This is a genomic window from Sphingomonas sp. DC4900, assembly GCF_049896485.1.
Taxonomy (GTDB): domain Bacteria; phylum Pseudomonadota; class Alphaproteobacteria; order Sphingomonadales; family Sphingomonadaceae; genus Sphingomonas; species Sphingomonas aquatilis.
Genome location: NZ_JAFCUK010000003.1, coordinates 93,587 through 111,650 on the forward strand (window position 1 = coordinate 93,587; position 18,064 = coordinate 111,650).

At 67.4% G+C, this 18,064-nt stretch carries 16 protein-coding genes; 8 read left to right on the forward strand and 8 right to left on the reverse strand.

The window, feature by feature from the left end; genetic code table 11:
* Positions 1-21: 21 nt before the first annotated feature.
* Entirely contained in the window at positions 22-897 is an 876-nt protein-coding gene (serB, locus tag ACP690_RS04990; protein WP_426260473.1) for a phosphoserine phosphatase SerB, read from the reverse strand.
* Here serB and miaA point away from each other — a divergent pair.
* The 6 genes from miaA to leuA all read left to right on the forward strand — a co-directional run bounded on the left by miaA (position 896) and on the right by leuA (position 8,220).
* A complete protein-coding gene (gene miaA, locus ACP690_RS04995) occupies positions 896-1,819 on the forward strand; it encodes a tRNA (adenosine(37)-N6)-dimethylallyltransferase MiaA (protein WP_426260529.1) in 924 nt (307 codons plus the stop codon). The two genes, serB and miaA, sit on opposite strands and share 2 nt — an antisense overlap.
* A 71-nt stretch (positions 1,820-1,890) precedes the next feature.
* Positions 1,891-3,648 carry a biosynthetic-type acetolactate synthase large subunit gene (gene ilvB / locus ACP690_RS05000; protein ID WP_294315961.1) on the forward strand — a complete coding sequence of 586 codons (1,758 nt, stop codon included), beginning with the start codon at positions 1,891-1,893 and terminating at the stop codon, positions 3,646-3,648.
* A 145-nt stretch (positions 3,649-3,793) separates the two neighbouring features.
* The gene (ilvN, locus tag ACP690_RS05005) at positions 3,794-4,309 is read left to right on the forward strand and encodes an acetolactate synthase small subunit (protein WP_017978368.1); all 516 of its coding nucleotides are present in this window, start codon (positions 3,794-3,796) and stop codon (positions 4,307-4,309) included.
* Between the two features lie 123 nt (positions 4,310-4,432).
* On the forward strand, positions 4,433-5,452 hold the full coding sequence (gene ilvC, locus ACP690_RS05010) for a ketol-acid reductoisomerase (RefSeq protein WP_017978367.1): 1,020 nt from the start codon (positions 4,433-4,435) through the stop codon (positions 5,450-5,452).
* Positions 5,453-5,716: 264 nt separating this feature from the next.
* Positions 5,717-6,325 (forward strand): YceI family protein, encoded by a 609-nt coding sequence (locus tag ACP690_RS05015; RefSeq protein WP_426260472.1) that lies wholly within the window; start codon positions 5,717-5,719, stop codon positions 6,323-6,325.
* Positions 6,326-6,561: 236 nt separating this feature from the next.
* Positions 6,562-8,220 (forward strand): 2-isopropylmalate synthase, encoded by a 1,659-nt coding sequence (leuA, locus tag ACP690_RS05020; RefSeq protein WP_426260471.1) that lies wholly within the window; start codon positions 6,562-6,564, stop codon positions 8,218-8,220.
* 33 nt (positions 8,221-8,253) lie between these two features.
* On the opposite strand, the gene ACP690_RS05025 is transcribed toward leuA, so the two are convergent.
* The 7 genes from ACP690_RS05025 to ACP690_RS05055 form a co-directional block, all read right to left on the reverse strand.
* Positions 8,254-8,607 carry a HesB/IscA family protein gene (locus ACP690_RS05025; RefSeq protein WP_426260470.1) on the reverse strand — a complete coding sequence of 118 codons (354 nt, stop codon included), beginning with the start codon at positions 8,605-8,607 and terminating at the stop codon, positions 8,254-8,256.
* The gene (locus tag ACP690_RS05030) at positions 8,607-9,083 is read right to left on the reverse strand and encodes an SUF system Fe-S cluster assembly protein (RefSeq protein ID WP_426260469.1); all 477 of its coding nucleotides are present in this window, start codon (positions 9,081-9,083) and stop codon (positions 8,607-8,609) included. Before ACP690_RS05030 ends, ACP690_RS05025 begins: the two co-directional genes overlap by 1 nt.
* Positions 9,080-10,288 carry an aminotransferase class V-fold PLP-dependent enzyme gene (locus tag ACP690_RS05035; RefSeq protein WP_426260468.1) on the reverse strand — a complete coding sequence of 403 codons (1,209 nt, stop codon included), beginning with the start codon at positions 10,286-10,288 and terminating at the stop codon, positions 9,080-9,082. The genes ACP690_RS05030 and ACP690_RS05035 overlap by 4 nt, the downstream gene beginning before the upstream one ends.
* A gap of 202 nt (positions 10,289-10,490) precedes the next feature.
* Positions 10,491-11,555: a SufB/SufD family protein gene (locus ACP690_RS05040; RefSeq protein WP_426260467.1), complete on the reverse strand. Its 1,065-nt coding sequence runs from the start codon at positions 11,553-11,555 to the stop codon at positions 10,491-10,493.
* Positions 11,556-11,823: 268 nt separating this feature from the next.
* Positions 11,824-12,567 carry a Fe-S cluster assembly ATPase SufC gene (gene sufC / locus ACP690_RS05045; protein ID WP_063688540.1) on the reverse strand — a complete coding sequence of 248 codons (744 nt, stop codon included), beginning with the start codon at positions 12,565-12,567 and terminating at the stop codon, positions 11,824-11,826.
* Positions 12,568-12,816: 249 nt separating this feature from the next.
* Positions 12,817-14,292 (reverse strand): Fe-S cluster assembly protein SufB, encoded by a 1,476-nt coding sequence (sufB, locus tag ACP690_RS05050; protein WP_426260466.1) that lies wholly within the window; start codon positions 14,290-14,292, stop codon positions 12,817-12,819.
* A gap of 3 nt (positions 14,293-14,295) precedes the next feature.
* Positions 14,296-14,742 carry an SUF system Fe-S cluster assembly regulator gene (locus ACP690_RS05055; protein ID WP_043059217.1) on the reverse strand — a complete coding sequence of 149 codons (447 nt, stop codon included), beginning with the start codon at positions 14,740-14,742 and terminating at the stop codon, positions 14,296-14,298.
* 462 nt (positions 14,743-15,204) lie between these two features.
* On the opposite strand from ACP690_RS05055, the gene ACP690_RS05060 reads away from it, so the two are divergent.
* Positions 15,205-16,242, forward strand: a complete 1,038-nt coding sequence (locus tag ACP690_RS05060; RefSeq protein WP_426260528.1) for a quinone-dependent dihydroorotate dehydrogenase — start codon at positions 15,205-15,207, stop codon at positions 16,240-16,242.
* A 40-nt stretch (positions 16,243-16,282) separates the two neighbouring features.
* Positions 16,283-18,046, forward strand: coding sequence for a gamma-glutamyltransferase (ggt, locus tag ACP690_RS05065; RefSeq protein WP_426260465.1), 1,764 nt, complete (start codon positions 16,283-16,285; stop codon positions 18,044-18,046).
* The last annotated feature ends 18 nt before the right edge of the window (positions 18,047-18,064 follow it).

Below are 18,064 nucleotides of genomic sequence, written 5' to 3' on the forward strand. Positions count from 1 at the left end.
AGGGTGGATGCGGATCGTCGCCTACGCCGCCCAATCCTTGCGCGCATAGCCCTGCGCGTAGAGCAACGCGGTCAAATCCCCATGATCCACCCGCGCCGCGGCCGCGGCGGCGACGATCGGCTTGGCGTGATAGGCCACGCCCAGCCCCGCCGCGCCGATCATCGCAAGATCGTTCGCGCCGTCCCCCACCGCCAGGCTCAGCGCCGGGTCGATCCCACGCTCCGCAATCGCGGCACGCAGCGTCTCCTCCTTGGTCGCCGACCCCACGATCGGCTTGGCGACCGTGCCCGTCAGCCGACCGTTCTCGATCAACAGGACGTTGGCAATCGCCCGGTCGAAGCCGATCTCCGCCGCCACCGGCTCGGCGAACCGCGTGAAGCCGCCCGACACCAGCACCGCATGCCCGCCCTGCGCGCGCACCGTCCGCACCAGTGCCTTGGCACCCGGCATGATCGTCACCCGCTCGGCAAGGCATTGCGCGATCACGTCTTCGCTCAGACCTTTTAGCAGCGCGACGCGGGCGTCCAGCGCCCCTTCGAAGTCGAGCTCGCCGCGCATCGCCGCCTCGGTGACGGCGGACACCTCCGCCTTGATCCCGGCATAGTCGGCGAGTTCGTCGATGCATTCGACGGTGATCATCGTTGAATCCATGTCGGCGACGAGCAGCGCTTTCCGCCGCGTCGCGGTCGGTTGAACGATGACGTCGGTGGCGGCGAACGCGCCCTCCAGCGCCCCGCGCCCCGCCGCCGCATCACGGGCGAACGGCACATCCGCCGCGACGCCCTCGTCCAGCCACGCCGCCGCGCCGGGCGCACATCCCGCCGCCGCCAGCCGGTCGGCTGCGGCCGACAGGTCGCCTCGCGTCAGCGCTTCGCCTATGAGCGTCGCCGTGAACATGTCCGTCTCCCACCCCAAACCAAGCGTCGCGCTCATCGCAGGGCCGACCGCCAGCGGCAAGTCCGCTGCGGCGATCCGGTTCGCCGAGCGCCACGACGGCGTCGTCATCAATGCCGACGCGAGCCAGGTCTACGCCGACCTCCGAATCCTCACCGCCCGCCCCGATGCCGCGGAAGAGGCGCGCGTGCCGCATCGCCTGTTCGGCCATGTCGATGGTGCCGACGCGCACTATTCCGCCGCGCGCTGGGCGGACGAGGCGCGCGCCGCGATCGACGCCGTCCACGCCGAGGACCGCCTGCCCATCCTGGTCGGCGGCACTGGCCTGTACATGCGCACGTTGCTCGACGGCATCGCGCCCGTGCCCCCGATCGATCCCGCCATCCGCGCCGACGTGCGCGGCCTGCCGGTGGCCGAGGCGCATCGTCTGCTCTCGCAGGAAGACCCTGCCGCCGCCGCCCGCCTCGCCCCGGCCGACACGACGCGGGTGGCGCGCGCGCTGGAAGTGGTGCGCGCGACCGGCCGGCCGCTCGCGCATTGGCAGGCGCAGCGGGTCGGCGGCATCGGCGACCGCATCCGGCTCGCCGCCGCGATCCTGCTCCCCGACCGTTCGGCGCTGTTCGACCGGATCGACGCCCGCTGCGAAGCGATGTTCGCCAACGGCGCCATCGAGGAAGTCGCCACGCTGCTCGCCCGCAAAGACCTGCCCGCCGACGCGCCGATCCGTCGCGCGATCGGGGTGCCGCCGATCGGCGAATATCTGCGCGATGCCATCGCGCGCGACGCCGCACTGGCGCAGGTTCAACTCGACACGCGGCGCTACGCGAAGCGGCAATATACGTGGTTTCGCCATCAACCGCCCGAAGATTGGCGCATCGCGACAGAATCGAATGAAATCGATGTCGCCATAGCAAGTTTATTATAGAAAAGGGTTGACCCCCCCGGCCCGTCCGGCTACCCGCGCCGCACCAAACGCAATTCTGGTGGAGACGAACCGTGGGCGAAAAGAGCGGAGCAGACATCCTGGTCGAGGCGCTGTGCGATCTCGGCGTGGAGGTCGTGTTCGGCTACCCCGGCGGGGCGGTCTTGCCGATCTACGACGCGATGTTCCGGGCGAACGCCAACGGCACGCGGATCAAGCACATCCTCGTCCGCCACGAACAGGCGGCGACGCATGCGGCGGAAGGCTATGCGCGCTCGACCGGCAAGCCCGGCGTCGTCCTCGTCACCTCGGGTCCGGGCGCGACCAACGCGGTCACCGGCATCACCGATGCTTTGCTCGATTCGATCCCGATGGTCGTCATCACCGGCCAGGTTCCGACCGGGCTGATCGGCACCGATGCGTTCCAGGAAGCCGACACGGTCGGCATCACGCGCCACTGCACCAAGCACAATTATCTGGTGAAGGACCCGGCGAAGCTCGGGCCCACAATCCACGAGGCGTTCCATATCGCAACCAGCGGCCGTCCCGGCCCCGTCGTCGTCGACATTCCCAAGGACGTCCAGGTCGCAACCGCGCGCTACACCAAGCCCGGCCCGATCCAGCACAAGACGTATCGTCCGCGCGTCAAGGCGCCGCAGAGCGAGATCGAGCAGGTCGTCGACATGCTCGCCGCGGCGGAACGCCCGATCCTCTACACCGGTGGCGGCGTCATCAATTCGGGTCCGGCGGCGTCACAATTGCTGATCGAGCTCGCCCGCATCTCGGGCGCGCCGGTCACCTCGACGCTGATGGGCCTCGGTGCCTTCCCCGCTTCGTCGCAGCAGTTCCTCGGCATGCTCGGCATGCACGGGACCTATGAGGCGAATATGGCGATGAACCAAGCCGATCTGGTGATCGCGATCGGCAGCCGCTTCGACGATCGCGTCACCGGCCGCCTCGACGCGTTCAGTCCGAACAGCCGCAAGGTCCATATCGATATCGACCGGTCGAGCGTGAACAAGAACGTCCGCGTCGACCTCGCCGTCATCGCCGATGCCGGCCATGCGATGGAGGACATGGTCCGCATCTGGAAGGCGCGCCAGCATCCCAAGCCCGACACCACCGACTGGTGGCGTCGCATCGCCGGCTGGCGTGCGGTCGGTTGCCTCGACTTCCCCGAAACCGCCAGCGACATCATGCCGCAGCGCGCGATCCGCGCCTTGTGGGAGGCAACGCACGCGCGCAATCCGATCATCACGACCGAGGTCGGCCAGCATCAGATGTGGGCGGCACAGCACTTCGGTTTCGAGAAGCCCAACAAGTGGCTGACCAGCGGCGGCCTCGGCACGATGGGCTATGGCCTGCCCGCCGCGATCGGCGCGCAGCTCGGCAATCCGAATGCGCTGGTCATCGACATTGCCGGTGAAGCCAGCATCCAGATGAACATCCAGGAACTGGCGACGGCGACGCAATATCGCCTGCCGGTCAAGATCTTCATCCTCAACAACGAATATATGGGCATGGTCCGCCAATGGCAGGAGCTGACCTATGAAAGCCGCTATGCCGAAAGCTATTCGGACAGCCTGCCCGACTTCGTGAAGCTGGGTGAGGCATACGGCTGGAAGGGCATATTGATCGACCGCCGCGACCAGCTGGAGGACGGCATCCAGGCGATGCTCGACCATGACGGCCCGGTGATCGTCGACTGCCGCGTCGCGAAGCTCGCCAATTGCTTCCCGATGATCCCGAGCGGCGCCGCGCACACCGACATGATCCTGCAGGCCAATGAGGTCAGCGGCACGATGGACGACGAGGCGAAAGCGCTGGTTTGACCCTTTATTCCTCCCCGGCACGGGGAGGGGGACCATGCGGAGCATGGTGGAGGGGGAGTGCGGCAAGCGATGGCGCCGGTGGAGGGCCCCCTCCACCACTCGCTACGCGAGCGGTCCCCCTCCCCGTTCCGGGGAGGAATTTGACTTGCACATCAAGACCGAAGCCACCGAACGCCACACGCTGGCGGTCATCGTCGACAACGAACCGGGCATCCTCGCGCGGATCGCCGGCCTGTTCACCGCACGCGGCTATAATATCGAAAGCCTGACGGTCAGCGAGATCACCGCCGACAAGACGGTCAGCCGCATCACTATCGTCACCAGCGCCTCGCCGGCGACGATGGAACAGATCATCGCCCAGCTCGATCGGCTGGTGCCCGTCCACAAGGTGACCGACCTCACCGCGCAGGGCGCGCATGTCGAACGCGAGCTCGCGCTGGTGAAGGTCGCGGGCAGTGGCGACCACCGGATCGAGGCACTGCGCCTCGCCGACGTGTACCGCGCCCGCGTGGTCGATGCGACGACGACCAGCTTCGTGTTCGAGGTGACGGGTTCGATCGAAAAGATCGACAAGTTCGTCGAGCTGATGGGCGAAGTCGGCCTGATCGAGGTCGCCCGCACCGGCATCGTCGCCATCGCCCGCGGCAAAGAGGCGGCGTAAGTTTTACCACCCGTTCCCTACAACCCTCCCGTCACCCCGGACGTGATCCGGGGTCCCGCTTCTTCAACTGGCGGGACAACAGCGGGACCCCGGCTCACGGCCGGGGTGACGAAAGGAAGTACAATGAAGGTCTATTACGATCGCGACGCCGATCTGAACCTGATCACCGACAAGAAGATCGCCATCGTCGGCTATGGGTCGCAGGGCCACGCCCATGCGCAGAACCTGCGCGACAGCGGCGTCAAGGACGTGGCGATCGCGCTGCGCGAAGGATCGGCGACCGCCAAGAAGGCGATCGACGCCGGCTTCAAGGTGCTGTCGAACAAGGAAGCGGCGGCGTGGGCCGACATCGTCATGATCCTGGCACCCGACGAGCATCAGGCGGCGATCTGGGACGCGGACCTCAAGGGCAACATGAAGCCCGGCGCGGCGCTCGCCTTCGCTCACGGCCTCAACGTGCATTTCGGCCTGATCGAGCCGCCCGCGGACATCGACGTCATCATGATCGCGCCCAAGGGCCCGGGCCACACCGTGCGCAGCGAGTACGTCCGCGGCGGCGGCGTGCCCTGCCTGATCGCGATCCATCAGGACGCCAGCGGCAATGCCCATGACGTCGCGCTTGCGTACGCGTCGGGCGTCGGCGGCGGTCGCTCGGGCATCATCGAAACCAACTTCCGCGAGGAATGCGAAACCGACCTGTTCGGCGAGCAGGCGGTGCTGTGCGGGGGCATCACCCACCTGATCCAAGCAGGTTTCGAGACGCTGACCGAGGCGGGCTACGCCCCCGAAATGGCCTATTTCGAATGCCTCCACGAAACCAAGCTGATCGTCGACCTGCTGTATGAAGGCGGCATCGCCAACATGCGCTATTCGATCAGCAACACCGCCGAATATGGCGACATCGTCACCGGCCCGCGGATCATCACCGAGGAAACGAAGAAGGAAATGAAGCGCGTGCTCGCCGACATCCAGTCGGGCCGCTTCGTCAAGAACTTCGTCCTCGACAATCGCGCCGGCCAGCCCGAGCTGAAGGCCAGCCGCAAGCAGGCCGCCGCGCATCCGATCGAAAAGGTCGGCACCGAACTGCGCGCGATGATGCCCTGGATCGGCGCCAACAAGCTGGTCGACAAGGCGAAGAACTAAGCCGGTCCTGTAAATCCTCCCCCGCAAGGGGGAGGGGGACCGTTCGGCGCCAGCCGAATGGTGGAGGGGGAGGACGGCGACGCCCGTCCAGCCGAGGCGTGTCGCTTCCCTCCCCCTCCGTCACGGCTTCGCCGTGCCACCTCCCTCTGGCGGGGGAGGACTACGACAGCCAAGCGCGCAACCAACCGTTTCCGAACCGGCACTTTCCCCCTGCGCAGCGTTATGGTCAAACCCGAAACAATTGTTCCCAGGGAGAACTACCACATGCGCCTGATCCTCGCCGCCGTCCTGGCTGCTGCCGCCGTGCCCGCTATCGCTCAGGCCCCCGCCGGCCTGCCCGGTTCGCCCAACGCCACCGCCGTGACCGCCGGCACCTATGCCGTCGATCCCGCGCACACGCAGGTGACGTGGACGCTCAATCACATGGGCTTCAGCATGCTGTCCGGCCAGTTCGGCGCCGAAGGCGGCTCGCTGACCATCGACCCCAAGCGCCCCGCCGCGGCGAAGCTCGACGTCACGTTCGCGATCAACAAGCTGTCGGCCACGTCGGAACAGTTCAAGCATCATCTGGAATCGAAGGACTTCTTCGACGCCGCCACCTACCCGACCGCGCGCTTCGTCTCGACCTCGGTCGTCGCCAACGGCAATCGCGCGAAGATCACCGGCAACCTGACGATCAAGAACGTCACCAAGCCGGTGACGATCGATGCGACCTTTGTCGGTGCGGGCACCAACCCCATGAGCAAGAAGCTGAACTTCGGCTTCCGCGGCACCGCGATGATCAAGCGCAGCGATTTCGGCCTCGGCTATGCGCTCCCCGTCGTCGCCGACGACGTTAAGCTCGACATCAACGCCGCCTTCACCGCGCAATAAAATGGCCGTGCGTGCGGGATGGCCTGAAACTTTTCCGCACGCACCGCCCGTTTGGCGGGTGGACAAAGCCGCCGCGCTCCGTCATGACGCAGCCGTGATGATGAGCGCCGCCGCCACCCTGCGACTTACCCGCCCTTAGGGGCGGCCACTGCTCATGCATGCTCCCCTAAGGGCCGGATAACGCTTCAGCGCCACCTTGCCGCGCCAGCAGCGCGCGGCCGACGACGGGACTCCCCATGCTTCGCGATCCTTCGACCAAATACCGCCCCTTCCCCACCATCGACCTCCCCGATCGGCAATGGCCGTCGCGGGTGATCACCCAAGCGCCGCGCTGGCTGTCGACCGACCTGCGCGACGGCAACCAGGCGCTGATCGACCCGATGGACGCGGAAAAGAAGACCCGCTTCTTCGACCTGCTGGTGAAGGTGGGCCTCAAGGAAATCGAGGTTGGGTTCCCGAGCGCCGGTGCGACCGAATTCGACTTCATCAGCGGCCTGGTGAAGACCGATCGCATCCCCGACGACGTGTTCGTGCAGGTGCTCACCCAATCGCGCCGCGACCTGATCGAGACGAGCTTCGCGTCGCTGGACAGCGCCAAACAGGCGATCGTCCACCTCTACAACGCCGTCTCGCCGGCGTGGCGCAAGATCGTGTTCGGCATGACCCGCGCCGAGGTGAAGCAGATCGCGATCGAAGGCGCCAAGGTGCTGCGTGACGAGGCCGCCAAGCGGCCGAACACCGACTGGCGGTTCGAATACAGCCCCGAAACCTTCTCGACTGCCGAACTCGATTTCTCGGTCGAGGTGTGCGCCGCGGTGATGGACGTGCTGCAACCCACCGCCGACAAGCCGATCATCTTCAACCTGCCCGCCACCGTCGAGTGCGCGACGCCCAACGTCTATGCCGACCAGATCGAATGGTTCGGCCGCAACATTCCGAACCGCGACGCGGTGGTGATCTCGCTCCACACCCACAACGATCGCGGCACCGGCGTCGCCGCGGCAGAGCTGGGGCTGATGGCCGGCGCCGATCGCGTCGAGGGCTGCCTGCTCGGCAACGGCGAGCGCACCGGCAATTGCGATCTGGTGACCGTCGCGCTCAATATGTATACGCAGGGCGTCGACCCGCGGCTCGACCTGTCGGACATCGATGCCATCGTGAAGACGGTGGAATATGCGACGCGCATTCCCGTCCATCCCCGCACCCCCTATGCCGGCGAGCTGGTGTTCACCGCCTTTTCGGGCAGCCATCAGGATGCGATCAAAAAGGGCTTTGCGGCCCGCGAACAGCAGAACGACGAGGCGTGGGAAGTCCCCTATCTGCCCATCGACCCCGCGGACCTCGGCCGCAGCTACGAAGCGGTGATCCGCGTCAATTCGCAGTCCGGCAAGGGCGGCGTCGCCTGGGTGATCGAGCAGGACAAGGGCCTGAAGCTGCCCAAGCGCCTCCAGGCCGATTTCAGCCGTCACGTTCAGGCGCTGGCCGACGAAACCAGCCGCGAACTCGGTGCCGCCGACATCTGGGGCCGGTTCGAGGCGACTTATTTGCCCCGCGAAGGCGACCGGTTCGTGCTGCGCGATTACGAGGAACGCGGCACCGCCGGGGATCGGCTGTTCGTCGGCCGCGTCGCGGTGGATGGCGAGGAGCGCTCGATCTCCGGCCGCGGCAATGGCCTGATTTCCGGCGTCATCGCGGCGCTCGGCGAGACGACGGGGCCCGACCTCGACGTGGTCGACTATAGCGAACACGCCATCGGCCATGGCGCCGATGCGCAGGCCGCGGCCTATGTCGAATGCCGCACCGCCGACGGGCGGACCGTGTTCGGCGTCGGCCTCGACACCGACATCGCCACCGCCTCGGTCCGCGCGGTGCTCAGCGCCGCCAACCGCGCCTGACGCCCCAGAAGGCGCCGCCCACGGGGTGGCGCCTCAGACGGTGAAGCTCTCGCCGCAGCCGCAGGCGCCCTTGGCGTTGGGGTTGTTGAAGACGAAGCCGGCGGTGAAATCGTCCTCCACCCAATCCATCGTCGATCCGACGAGGTACAGGATCGACCCGCCGTCGACGAACAGCGTGCCGCCGGGCGTCTCGATTCGCTCGTCGAAGGGCTTGGCCTCGGTGACGTAATCGACCGAATAGGCGAGGCCCGAACAGCCACGGCGCGGCGTCGACAGCTTGACGCCGATCGCGCCGTCGGGCGCGCGCGCCATCAGGTCGGCGATGCGCGCATCCGCCGATGGGGTGAGGGTCAGCGGCGCCGGGCGCTGACGGAGCGTGGTGGCCATCACAGCATCCCCAATTCGAGTTTCGCCTCGTCGGACATCTTCTGCGGATCCCAGGGCGGGTCCCAGACGAGGTTGACATCGGCGAAGGCGATACCCGGCACCGCGGCGACGCGCATCTCGACCTCGGCCGGCATCGATTCCGCGACCGGACAGTGCGGCGTGGTGAGCGTCATCGTCACCACCGCCTGCCCCTCGGCCGTCACCTCGACGCCGTAGATCAGGCCCAGGTCGTAGATGTTGACCGGAATTTCGGGGTCGTAGATTTCCTTCAGCGCGTCGATCACGCCTTCATACAGCCCGCCGCCCGGCTCACCGGGCGCATCGCCCTGCGGCTTCTGCTGGAGGAAGCCCGACAGATAATCGCGCTGGCGCGGCTCGGCCGCATCCTCGACGCGCCGTTCAACGGCGTCTTCGACGCGCGCACGCGGCGGCGTCTCCACCGCGTCCACCTCTTCGATACGGATCGTATCGCTCATCCAAAAATCCTCGTTACGCGTTCGACGCCCTTCACCAGCGCCTCGATATCCTGCGGGCCGTTATAGACCGCGAAGCTCGCCCGCGCGGTCGCGTCGACGCCCAGCGCCTCCATCAACGGCTGCGCACAATGATGGCCGGCACGGATCGCCACGCGGCCTTCGTCCAAGATGGTGCCGACGTCGTGCGGATGCACCCCCTCGACCGCAAAACTGACGATGCCGGCGCTGTCCTCCGGCCCGAACAGCCGGACCGAGTTGAGCGACGACAGCGCCGCGCGGGCATCGCGCACCAATGCGGTTTCGTGCGCATGGATCGCCGCGAGGCCGATACCCTCGACGTAATCGATCGCGGCGGCGAGGCCGAGCGCGCCGACAATATGCGGGGTGCCCGCCTCGAACCGGCCCGGCGGGGGCGCATAGGTCGTCTTGGCGAAGGTGACGCGATCGATCATCGATCCGCCACCCTGATAGGGCGGCATCGCCGCGAGCAAATCGCCCCTGCCCCACAGCACGCCGATCCCGGTCGGGCCGTAAAGCTTGTGGCCGGAGAAGACGTAGAAGTCGCAGCCGATCGCAGCGACGTCGACCGCAACGCGCGGCACCGCCTGGCAGCCGTCGAGCAGGATCTTCGCGCCGACGGCGTGCGCGAGGTCGGTCGCGCGCTTGGCGTCGAGCACCGAGCCGAGCACGTTCGACACATGCGCCAGCGCGACCAGCTTGTGCTGCGGCGTCAGCATGCGCTCCATCGCGTCGAGGTCGATGCGATGGTCGTCCGTCAGCGGCAGCACGTCGATCGCGGCGCCGACCCGCTCGGCGACCATCTGCCACGGCACGATGTTGCTGTGATGCTCCAGCATCGACAGCAGGATGCGGTCGCCGGCCTTGAGCTGCGTCGCCGCCCAGCATTGCGCGACAAGGTTGATGCCTTCGGTCGCGCCGCGGGTGAAGACGATCTCGTCTGGGGTGGCCGCTCCGATGAAGCGGGCGACCTTCTGCCGCGCGGCCTCATAGGCCAGCGTCATATCGGCGGAGCGCTGGTACACGCCGCGGTGGACGGTCGCATAGGTCTCGCCATAGGCGCGGGCAATCGCGTCGAGCACGGGCTGCGGCTTCTGCGCGGTGGCGGCGGTGTCGAGATACGCCCAGCCGGCGGGGATCGCGGGGAAGTCGGCGAGCCGGTCGAGCGGAGCTTCGGTGGCGGTCATGCGACGGCTCCGCACGCGCGGAAGTGGACGAAGTGGAGGGTACGTCTTGCTCTCAATTCCTCCCCGGCACGGGGAGGGGGACCGCGACGCGCAGCGACGTGGTGGAGGGGCAGCCCCCAGCGACAGCCCTGCCGGGCTGCCCCTCCACCATGCTGCGCATGGTCCCCCTCCCCGTGCCGGGGAGGATTTGGGGTCGACACCCTCACAACGCCCGCTCCAGCCACACATCGGCGTCGGCCGCGAACACATCGCGCACCGCTTCGTCGGCGATCCGGTCGAGCGCGTCCGCAACGAACGCGCGCGTGAGGAGCGCCTTCGCGCGCGCGGCGGGGATACCACGGCTCTGCATGTAGAAGAGCGCGCGCGCGTCCAGTTCGCCGACCGTCGCGCCGTGCGCGCACTTCACGTCGTCGGCGAAGATTTCTAGCTCGGGCTTCAGGTTCACCGTCGCGGTGCGTTGCAGCAGCAGGCCGCGCAGCGACTGTTCGCCGTCGGTCTTCTGCGCATCGCGCGCCACCTCGACCGCGGCGGCGAGGCTGACGGTCGAGCGGTCGGCAGCGACCGCGCGCCAGAGTTGGTGCGACTGGCCGTTGGGGTGTGCGTGGCGGACGCGGACTGCGCATTCCTGGCGCTGTTCGTCACGGGTCAGCAGCGCGCCGCCTAATTCGGCATAGGCTCCGTCGCCATTGAGGGTCAGCGCGGCGTCGAGGCGGGTGCCTGCAGCGGTGGCGCCCAATGCGACGCTGACGAAGCTGGCGGCTTCCGCGATGGCCACCTCGTCGCGGGTCGAGACGAAGCCGGCGTCCTGCACGATCCGCACCGCGCGCATGACGCGGGCGCCCTTGCCCAGATCGAACCGGGTCAGCGTGTTGGTCCAACCGGCGCCGGTATAGGTCTCGACCAGCGTGAGGACGGCGTCTTCGCCGAGCGTGATGCTGAGCGGGGTGTGGCCGTCACCGCCCGCATTGGCGCGGACGATCTCGAGGCGGGTGACGCTCCGGGGCGCGAGCGTCACGCCAAGCCCCTGCCCCGCCGCGTGGCGGGCGAGCGGGTGGTCGCTGGCGAGCGTCATGGGCGCGATGTCGAGCCCGGCCGGTTGGTCGACCAGATCGCCGTCCACGAACACCAGCCGGATGGCATCGGCCAGAATCGCTTGCGGGATCGCTGCCGTCGTCGCGGACAGCGCGCGCGCGGCCTGCAACGCGGGCATGTCAGCCCAGCGGAACGCCTCGTCGCGGGTGGTGGGAAGGTCGAGGACGTCGGTCATGCGGCGAGGCTCTTTTGATCGCGCGACAACGCGAAGACGCGAAGAGACGAGGTTTCACGCGGAGACGCGGAGACGCGGATAGGGAGCGAGGTGATGCCTGCGGCGCTTGGCTTCCAGTCCTCCCCCGCCAGGGGGAGGTGGCGCGGCGCAGCCGTGACGGAGGGGGAGGATGCGGCGAGGCTCGCATATGCGGAGACGCCCCCTCCACCATTCGCTGCGCGAACGGTCCCCCTCCCCCGCTTCGCGAGGGAGGACTTTAGGGACGGCGTCACGCGACCACCCCCGCATAGCCTTCCTTCTCCAGCTCCAACGCCAGCTCCGGCCCGCCCGACCGGACGATGCGGCCGTCGGCCAGCACATGGACGTGATCGGGCTGCACGTAATCGAGCAGGCGCTGATAGTGGGTGATCAGTAGCACCGCCTTGTCGGCCTTGCGCATGATGCGGTTGATGCCGTCGCCGACGATGCGCAGCGCGTCGATGTCGAGCCCCGAATCGGTCTCGTCGAGGATCGCGAACTTGGGATCGACGATGCCCATCTGCACCATCTCGTTGCGCTTCTTCTCGCCGCCCGAGAAGCCGACGTTGACCGGGCGCTTGAGCATCTCGGCGTCCATTTCGAGGGACGCGGCCTGCGCGCGGGCGAGCTTCAGGAATTCGGCGCCCGACAGCGGCTTTTCGTCACGCGTCGCGCGCTGGGCGTTCAAGGCCTCGCGCAGGAACTGGACGTTGCTGACGCCGGGAATTTCAACCGGATATTGGAAGCCGAGGAACACGCCGGCGGCGGCGCGTTCGTTGGGCTCGAGGTCGAGCAGGTCGATGCCGTCGAAGGTGATCGAGCCTTCGGTCACCTCATAGCCGGGGCGACCGCCGAGCACGTAGCCGAGCGTCGACTTGCCCGCGCCGTTCGGACCCATGATCGCATGGATCTCGCCCGCGTTAACGGTGAGGCTAAGGCCCTTGAGGATCGGCTTGCCGTCGATCTCGGCGTGGAGGTTTTCAATTTTCAGCATTGTTAAAAGTCAGTTCCTAGAAACCCCGCGTTAGCCAAGACGATAAATGCAAATACAATCGCAATTAACGACATCATTGCAAAACCGATGGCTAGCAGTCCCATGTTGAGCCAATATCGTCTGGGATTTTCGGCCTTCTTCACGCCAAATCCCCAAATGCCGTAGCGCCGCGCGGAATAGACGGGGCTAAGCCGCTTATCAGAAATGTGGAAAACCCAACTCTAAGAGTTGTGACCAACCACAGATGGATCACCCCACACTCCCCTCGAGGCTGATACCGAGCAACTTCTGCGCCTCGACTGCAAACTCCATCGGCAGCTGTTGCAGCACTTCGCGGGCGAAGCCGTTGACGATCAGCGCGACCGCCGCTTCCTGGTCCAACCCGCGCGACATCGCGTAGAACAGCTGGTCCTCGCTGATCTTCGACGTCGTCGCTTCGTGCTCGATCTGCGCGCTGGGGTTCTTCACCTCGATGTACGGCACGGTGTGGGCGCCGCACTGGTCGCCCAAGAGCAGGCTGTCGCACTGGGTGAAGTTGCGGACATTCTCCGCGGTCGGCGCGACGCGCACCAGCCCGCGGTAGGTGTTGTCGGAGCGACCGGCGCTGATCCCCTTCGACACGATGGTCGATTTGGTGTTCTTCCCAAGGTGGATCATCTTGGTGCCGGTGTCGGCCTGCTGGCGATTGTTCGTCACCGCGACCGAGTAGAATTCACCGACCGATCCGTCGCCCGCGAGCACGCAGGACGGATATTTCCAGGTGATCGCACTGCCGGTTTCGACCTGCGTCCACGACACCTTGCTGTTCTTGCCCTGGCACAACGCGCGCTTGGTGACGAAATTGTAGATGCCGCCCTTGCCGTCCTCGTCGCCCGGATACCAGTTCTGGACGGTCGAATATTTGATCTCGGCATCGTCCATCGCGACGAGTTCGACGACCGCCGCGTGCAGCTGGTTCTCGTCGCGCATCGGCGCGGTGCACCCTTCGAGGTAGCTGACGTAGCTTCCCTTGTCGGCGACGATCAGCGTACGTTCGAACTGGCCGGTATTTTCGGCGTTGATGCGAAAATAGGTCGACAGCTCCATCGGGCAGCGTACGCCCTCCGGAATGTAGACGAACGTGCCGTCGCTGAAGACCGCGCTGTTGAGCGTTGCGAAATAGTTATCGCGCTGCGGCACGACCTTGCCGAGCCACTTCTTCACAAGGTCGGGATATTCGCGGATCGCTTCGCTGATCGAGCGGAAGATGACGCCGGCGGCCTCCAGTTCCTTGCGGAACGTCGTCGCCACCGACACGCTGTCGAACACCGCATCCACCGCGACGCGGCGCTTGGGCTCGCTGCCATCCTCGACACCGGCGAGCATCTTCTGCTCTTCGAGTGGAATGCCGAGCTTTTCGTAGACGCGCAGGATTTCGGGATCGACCTCGTCCAGGCTCCCAAGCTTCGGCTTCGCCTTGGGCTCGGCGTAATAATAGGCGTCCTGGTAATCGATCGGAGGTACGTTGAGCTTGGCCCAGTCCGGCGCCTCCAGCGTCTGCCACAGGCGGAAGGCCTTCAGGCGCCAGTCGAGCATCCATTCGGGCTCTTCCTTCTTGGCGCTGATGTAGCGGACGGTGTCTTCGCTCAGCCCCTTGGGCGCAAAGTCCTGTTCGATATCGGAGGTGAAGCCCCATTCGTAGGTCTTGGAGACGGCCGCATAGGCTTCGGCGTTCTTGGTGGCCATGGGTTACACCTGTACAGGAATGCGGGGCGCGGCGGCGGCGGCCGGCGCGCGGGAGAGATGGGCGAGGCTGACACCGGCGAGCGCGCCGCGGACGGCTTCGTTGACGATGCCCCAATGCGGGCGAACCTGGCACGCGCCTTCGATGGCGCAGTCGTGGCGGCTGCCCTCGACGCAGGAGGTCAGCTGGATCGGGCCCTCGACCGCCTCGACGATGTCGGCGAGGCTGATCGCGGAGGGCGGGCGCGACAGGCGAAAGCCGCCGCCAGTGCCGCGCGTGCTTTCGATCAGGCCGGCGGAGGACAGGCGGCTGACGAGCTTCTGCGCGGTGGGCAGCGGCACGCCTGTTTCCTCGGCGAGCAGCGTCGCGTTGAGCCGGCCCGCGGCACCGCAATGGCGCGCGGCGGCGGACATCATCACGACCGCATAATCGGCGAGGCTGGAAAGGCGCATGGCTCCGAACTGCTTGTTGCACGCCGGTTGTTGAGAACGGCTCGCAAATCGGATCAATTCGATCCGATTGCCAGATAGGGGTTTGTGTGGCGGGGTCAAGCGGGGTGTGGCGTTTGGGTCGCGGGCGGGTCGATATGGTGCGGAAGGGGGGCCCGCCCCCCTCGTCATTCCCGCGGAGGCGGGAATCCAGACGCGCAGGTCTTCGCTGGGGCCGCACCGGTAGAGGTTATGGATTCCCGCCTTTGCGGGAATGACGGATGAGGTGGGTGGAGCGCCCTCATCCTCCGTCATCCCGGCGGACGCCGGGATCCATGGACGGGGGACGCTGGTGTTGGGCAGGAACCGCGGAGGGCATCGGGTCCATGGATCCCGGCCTTCGCCGGGATGACGAGGGAGAGGATTAGGGACGAAGTGATGACGAAGCGGAAGCGGACCGCTTTGACCTTCGCCCTCCCCAATGCGATGGGCGCCACCATGTATCAGATCCTGCGCCCGCTGCTGTTCACCCTCGACGCCGAGCGCGCACATGCGTTGACGCTGAAGGCCTTGGCGGTGCGCGGAAAGCTGCCCGTCGCGGCTCCCACCTCAAACCCGCGACTCGCGACGCAGATCGGCGCTCTCCGCTTCGCCAATCCGCTAGGCGTCGCGGCGGGCCTCGACAAGGATGGCGTGGCGGTCGACGGGCTGTTCGCGATGGGCTTCGGCGCGGTGGAGATGGGGACGCTGACCCCCCTGCCCCAGGCGGGCAACCCCAAGCCGCGGCTGTTCCGGCTGGTCGCGGATCGCGCGGTCATCAACCGGATGGGGTTCAACAATGGCGGCCTGGACGCGGGCCTCGCCAATGCCCGTGCCGCAAAACGGCGCTCCGGCCGGCTCGGCATCAACGTCGGCGCCAACAAGGACGCGACCGATCGCATCGCCGATTACGTCACCGGCGTCGCCGCCGCGGCCCCCCTCGCCGATTATGTCACGATCAACATCTCCTCGCCCAACACGCCGGGCCTGCGCGACCTGCAGCATGGCGCAGCGCTGGACGAGCTGCTCGCCGCCTGTACCGAGGCGCGGGGCAGCACGCCGCTGTTCCTGAAGGTCGCGCCCGATCTCGATGCCGCCGCGATCGACGGCATCGTGCGTGCGGCGATCGACCGGCGGATCGCTGCGATCATCATGGGCAACACCACCGTGTCGCGCCCACCGCTGCGCAGCCCGCATGCCAGCGAAGCGGGCGGCCTGTCGGGCGCGCCCTTGACCACGCTCGCCCGCCAGCGCCTGGCCGATGTGCGCGCGGCGAGCGGCGGCGGCATCGCGCTGATCGCGGCGGGCGGCGTCGACAGCGGCGCGGAAGCCTATACGCGCATCCGCGCGGGCGCATCGTTCGTGCAGCTCTATTCGGCGCTGGTCTTCGCAGGACCCGGCCTTGCCCGCCGCATCCTGACCGATCTCGACGCATGCCTCGCCCGAGACGGCTTCGCCAGCGTCACGGATGCCGTAGGGGCGTAACGGCTTGCCCTGACGCGGCGAGGCGTTAGGTTTCGCCGCGATGACAAGACTTGCCCTGACGCTCGCCGTCCTATCACTGCCGCTGCCCGCCCTCGCGGCACCGGCGAAGACCCCGGTGCGACCCAGAGCACCCGGAGCGACGGCGCCCGGGCCCAAAGTGCCCGGCATGGTCAGCGCCGCCGATCCGCGTGCCGCGGCGGCGGGCGTCGAGATGCTGAAGGCCGGCGGCAGCGCCACCGATGCGGCGATCGCCACGATGCTGGCGTTGAACGTCGTCGAGCCGCAAAGCTCCGGCCTGGGCGGTGGCAGCTTCTGGGTGCGTCATGCCGCACGCACCGGCCAGATCGACACGATCGACGCGCGCGAAACCGCACCGCACGCCGCCACCCCGCGCTGGTTCTACACCGCCGACGGCACGCCGCTGTCGCATGCCGATGCCGTCCCCGGCGGCCGCAGCGTCGGCGTTCCGGGTGCGCTGCGCGGCATGGCGTTGGCGCATCGCAACGGCGGCAAACTGCCCTGGGCGCGGCTGTTCGCGCCCGCGATCCGGCTGGCCAAGCAGGGCTTCCAGCCCTCGCCGCGGTTCAACAACGCGGTCCGCTCGTTCGGCGGCGACCTGACGCCGCAGGGCAGCGCCACCTTCACGCCCGGCGCCGACGGCCTGATCCGCAACCCGGCGCAGGCGGCACTGCTCGAACGGATCGCCAAGCTCGGCCCTGACAGCTTCTACGTCGGTCCGCAGGCGCAAAAGCTTGTCGCGACGGTCAACGGTGCCGCGCGCAACCCCTCGCAGATGACCACCGGCGACATCGCCAGTTACGAAGCGAAGCCGCGCCCGAACCTGTGCGTGCCGTATCGCACCTACAAGATCTGCGGCATGGGCCCGCCCTCGTCGGGCGGGATCACCGTGCTGATGATCCTGAAGCAGCTGGAACGGTTCGACATGGGCAAGCTGGGTCCGGCCAGCCCGGTTGCCTGGCACCTGTTCGCCGAAAGCTCGCGCCTCGCCTATGCCGATCGCAACATGTACGTCGGCGATCCCGATTTCGTGCGCGTGCCGATCAAGGGCATGCTCGACCCCGCCTATATCGCGCAGCGGTCTGCGCTGATCTCGCCCAGCACGACGATGGCGACGGTCAGCGCCGGCACGCCGCCGGGCGCGCCGCCGCGCACCGCCGCGCCGGTCAGCGAGGTCGCCGGCACCACCGACCTCGCCGTCGCCGATCGCGACGGCAATGTCGTCGAGGTGACGACGACGATCGAAGGCCCGTTCGGATCGGGGCTGATGGTCGACGGCACGATGCTGAACAACGAACTGACCGATTTCGACATCGTGCCCGTGGATGCAGGCTATCTCGTCGCCAACCGGGTCGAGGGCGGCAAGCGCCCGCGCAGCTCGATGGCGCCGACGATCGTCTATGACGCACAGGGCAAGGTGCGCCTCGCGCTCGGTGCGGCGGGCGGATCGACGATCATCGCGCAGATCGCCAAGGCGCTGATCGGCGTGCTCGACTGGAATCTGTCGGCGGAGGACGCGATCCGCCTCGGCCTCGTCTACGCACCCGGCCCCGTCGCGACGCTGGAAAAGGGCACGCCGGCCGAAGCGCTCCAGCCCGCGCTCGCCAAGCTCGGCGAACGGACGCAGATCGCGCCGCTGGGCCTCAAGGCCAATGCGATCGAATGGAAGGGCAACCGCTGGGTCGGTGCCGCCGATCCGCGCAGCGAGGGCGCCGCGATCGACGAGACGGGCCGCGTCACCAAACCGCTGCCCATGGCCCCCGTCGCCAATCGCCCCTCGGAATAAAAAGCGCGTCACGGACGT